The organism is Dietzia sp. Cai40 (assembly GCF_014145165.1).
Lineage (GTDB): Bacteria > Actinomycetota > Actinomycetes > Mycobacteriales > Mycobacteriaceae > Dietzia > Dietzia natronolimnaea.
Genome location: NZ_JAALEB010000120.1, coordinates 1 through 3831 on the forward strand (window position 1 = coordinate 1; position 3831 = coordinate 3831).

A 3831-nucleotide genomic window follows, 5' to 3' on the forward strand; every position below is an offset into this window, starting at 1 on the left:
GCCCGGCCTCGGCGCCCCGGCCGCGGCCGAGCTGGTGCGCGCGGCGGGCGGACGGGTGCGGGCCAAGTACGGATGGACCGACGTGTCACGGTTCGCCGCCCTGGGCGTCCCGGCCGTCAATCTGGGTCCGGGCGACCCCGGCCTGGCGCACACACGGGACGAGCACTGCCCGGCCACCCAGATCACCGAGGTGGCCGAGGTGCTCCGCGCCTACCTCACCACCTCCGGCTGACCCCGACCCGACACGACCCGCGCCCGACACGGCCCGGACCTGATACGACCCCGGACCCCGCGAGCCCGGACATCACGAGCCCGGACCCCACCCCAGTAGGAGACCACCCCTGATGGCACCGAACGATTCAGTACACCTGCGCGGCCCGCTCCTCCTGCGACGGGACAAGGGCGGCGATCGCACGACCACCGACCAACGGCTGTTGGACACCAACCAGGACACCGACTGGTTGCACACCGACCCGTGGCGGGTCCTGCGCATCCAGAGCGAGTTCGTCAACGGGTTCGGCGCGCTCGCGGAGCTGCCCGACGCGGTGAGCGTATTCGGGTCCGCGCGGACCCGCCCGGGTGATCCCGCCTACGAACAGGCGGTGGAGCTGGGGCGGGCGCTCGCGGAGGCGGGTTACGCGGTGGTCACGGGCGGCGGACCGGGTCAGATGGAGGCGGCCAACAAGGGCGCGTGGGAGGCGGACGGTGAGTCCGTGGGCCTGGGGATCGAGCTGCCCATGGAACAGGGGATCAACCGCTGGGTGGACCTGGGGCTGCACTTCCGCTACTTCTTCGTCCGCAAGACGATGTTCGTCAAATACACGCAGGCGTTCGTCTGTACCCCGGGCGGCTTCGGCACCCTGGACGAGTTCTTCGAGGCCATCACCCTGGTCCAGACCGACAAGATCACCCGGTTCCCGATCGTCCTGCTGGGAGTGGATTTCTGGACCCCACTGGTGGACTGGATCCGGGGAACCCTGGTCGAGCAGGGGATGATCTCGGCGTCCGACCTCGACCTGTTCCTGGTCACCGACTCCGTGGCCGAGACGGTGGAGTACATCCGCGAGGCGCACCACCGGGCCGCGCTGACCGCCGAACAGCGTGAAGACCTGTACGGCGAGGAACACCGGGGGGTCGAGCGTTGATGGCACCGGTTCCCGGCCGTCGGGTCTGCATCTACTGCGCCTCCTCGACCCACGACCCCGGGCTGCTGCAGATCGCCACCGAGGTCGGCAACGGGATCGCCCGTCGTGGATGGTCTCTGGTCTCCGGTGGCGGCAACGTGTCCATGATGGGCGCGGTCGCCGAGGCGGCGCGGGACGGCGGAGCCCGGACCGTCGGCGTCATCCCCGAGGGGCTGCGGGTGCGTGAGGTGGCCGACACCGCTGCGGACGAGCTGGTGGTGGTCACCACGATGAGGGAACGCAAACGCGAGATGGAGGAGCGCTCGGACGCGTTCCTCACCCTGCCCGGGGGGATCGGCACGATGGAGGAGATGTTCGAGGTGTGGACGTCCGCCTCGCTCGGGTTCCATCACAAGCCGGTCGTGCTCTACGACCCGATCGGCTTCTACCGACCGCTGTTGGACTGGGTCGGCGGGCTCGTCGAGTCCGGGCTGGTCAAGCCGCAGGCGTTCGACAGCCTCGTGGTGTGTGACGACCTGGAGGCGGCGCTCGACGCCTGCGGAGGCCGGCGGTGACGCCACCGGGCGCGACGCCGCCTCCCACGCTCTGCGGGCGCCCCGTCCCGGTGGACCGACCTCTGGTGATGGCGATCGTCAACCGCACGCCGGACTCCTTCTACGACCGTGGAGCGTGCTTCACCGACGTGGCGGCGATGCACCGGGTCGACCGGTGCGTGGAGGACGGCGCGGACATCCTCGACATCGGTGGGGTCAAGGCCGGTCCCGGCGAGCTGGTGGACGCCCGGGAGGAGCTCCGGCGGGTGGTGCCCTTCATCGAGGCGGTCCGGGACAGACACCCGGGCGTGGTCATCTCCGTGGACACCTGGCGCGGCTCGGTCGCCCGCAGCGCCCTGTCCGCCGGCGCCGATCTGGTCAACGACACCTGGGCGGGGCACGATCCCGAGGTGCTGACCGCCGCCGGCGAGGCGGGGGCGGGGTTCGTGTGCTCCCACACCGGGGGTGCGGTCCCGCGCACCCGGCCCTTCCGGGTGGGATACCCCGACGTCGTCCTCGACGTGGTCTCGGAACTGTCCGCTGCCGCCGAACGGGCCCTCGCCGCCGGGGTCCCCGAGGACGGGATACTGGTCGACCCCACCCACGACTTCGGCAAGAACACCTTCCACGGTCTCGAGCTCCTGCGGCGGATGGACGAGATCGTGGCCCTCGGTCATCCCGTCCTGATGGCGCTGAGCAACAAGGACTTCATCGGCGAGACCCTGGACGCGGGAATCGACGACCGCGCCGAGGGCACCCTGGCGGCGACCTCCGTCGCGGCGATGATGGGCGCCCGCGTGTTCCGCACCCACGACGTGCGTGCGACGCGCCGCTCGGTGGAGATGGTGGCCTCCATCTTGGGAACCCGCCCACCTGCGCGAACGGTCCGCGGGCTCGCCTGACTCGGGCGGGTCCACCGCCGCGAGGCGTGTGCCAGACTGGAGGCCCGGCCCGGACCAGAGAGAGGCTCCCGCGCATGCTCACCATCGTCATCTATGTGGTGGTCACCCTGATCGTGGCGGCGGCGCTCTACGCCCTGTCGATCGTGGTCTTCGGCCGTTCGGAACCGCTGCCGGCGGTGGCGCGGGGACACACGGTCACGATGCTGCCCGAAGGGCCGCTCACCGGCGACGATCTGCGATCGGTCCGATTCGGGATGTCCGCGCGGGGGTACACGATGTCGGAGGTCGACTGGGCGCTCGAGGAGGCGGCGACGGAGATCGACAGGCTCCGCGCGCGACTCGCCGGGGAGGGAAACGTCGGGGAGTCCTCCGACGGGGCGGACCCAGAACGCGCTCCCGCGTCCGGGCACGGTGTGACGCGCTAGAATCGGCAACATCCACTCAGCGATACCGCACGTGGGCCCGGCCGTCCTCACAGGACGCGGCCCACTGCCAAGGACGAAGGGAATCGACCCGATGGCGGCTATGAAGCCCAGGACCGGTGACGGACCGATGGAAGCGGCCAAGGAGGGCCGCGGGATCGTCATGCGCGTCCCTCTCGAGGGTGGCGGACGCCTCGTCGTGGAGTTGACCCCCGACGAGGCGAAGTCGCTCGGCGCGGAGTTGACCCAGGCCATCTCCTGATCGTCCCCTGCGCTGGCGAATCGACGCACCCGGCCCACGCGGCGGGTGCGTCGATTCGGTTCCACGGAAGGTTCTCCCGATGTCCGAGGTCCCCTCGCGTCCACTCCCCACCGTTCGCGTAGCTCGCGGATCGGACCCCGCCACCGGATGGTCGCTGGTCACCCGGGCCCCGGAGGAGGGCCGACCCCTCCGCGGCCGCGCCGTGGAGGCGCGGACGAGCGCGGTCGACGGCCGGCCGGTGGTGGAGGTCGAGATCGACGCGACGGCTCCCCGTCCCGGATGGTCGGGAGCGGTGGACGTCGGCATCGGGTACCGCCGGGCGGGTGCGGCCGTGGCCAGACACCTGCGGGATGCGCGGCGGACCGATGAGGTCGGGGTGTCCGTTCCCGGAACCGTCCCTCCCGACCGGGTCGGCGATCTGGTCCTCGGATACCTGTTGGGTGCGCGCGGTCAGGACGTGTTCGCCGCCGACCCGGCGCCGGTGGCGCCGGACCTGGTGGTGCGGGTCTCGCCGGGATCAGGGGAGGACGACGACGAGGTGGTCGTCCGCGCCGCGGTCGCCGCGGC

Annotated in this window: 6 protein-coding genes and 1 pseudogene; all 7 read left to right on the plus strand. The window is 71.4% G+C overall.

What is annotated here, in order from left to right; all coding sequences use genetic code 11:
• The coding region (locus tag G6022_RS05600) for a M20/M25/M40 family metallo-hydrolase (RefSeq protein WP_347238154.1) at nt 1-232 on the plus strand (232 nt) is incomplete at its 5' end.
• 112 nt (nt 233-344) lie between these two features.
• On the plus strand, nt 345-1145 hold the full coding sequence (locus G6022_RS05605) for a TIGR00730 family Rossman fold protein (RefSeq protein WP_179525595.1): 801 nt from the start codon (nt 345-347) through the stop codon (nt 1143-1145).
• Nucleotides 1145-1699, plus strand: coding sequence for a TIGR00730 family Rossman fold protein (locus tag G6022_RS05610; RefSeq protein WP_182610290.1), 555 nt, complete (start codon nt 1145-1147; stop codon nt 1697-1699). The genes G6022_RS05605 and G6022_RS05610 overlap by 1 nt, the downstream gene beginning before the upstream one ends.
• Nucleotides 1700-1767: 68 nt before the next feature.
• Nucleotides 1768-2580 carry a dihydropteroate synthase gene (gene folP / locus G6022_RS05615; RefSeq protein WP_182610291.1) on the plus strand — a complete coding sequence of 271 codons (813 nt, stop codon included), beginning with the start codon at nt 1768-1770 and terminating at the stop codon, nt 2578-2580.
• Nucleotides 2581-2654: 74 nt separating this feature from the next.
• Nucleotides 2655-3005, plus strand: a complete 351-nt coding sequence (locus G6022_RS05620) for a DivIVA domain-containing protein (protein WP_179525592.1) — start codon at nt 2655-2657, stop codon at nt 3003-3005.
• Between the two features lie 91 nt (nt 3006-3096).
• Nucleotides 3097-3264 (plus strand): DUF3117 domain-containing protein, encoded by a 168-nt coding sequence (locus G6022_RS05625; RefSeq protein WP_107747298.1) that lies wholly within the window; start codon nt 3097-3099, stop codon nt 3262-3264.
• Between the two features lie 79 nt (nt 3265-3343).
• Nucleotides 3344-3831: pseudogene (locus G6022_RS05630) on the plus strand (leucyl aminopeptidase); the annotation flags it as partial.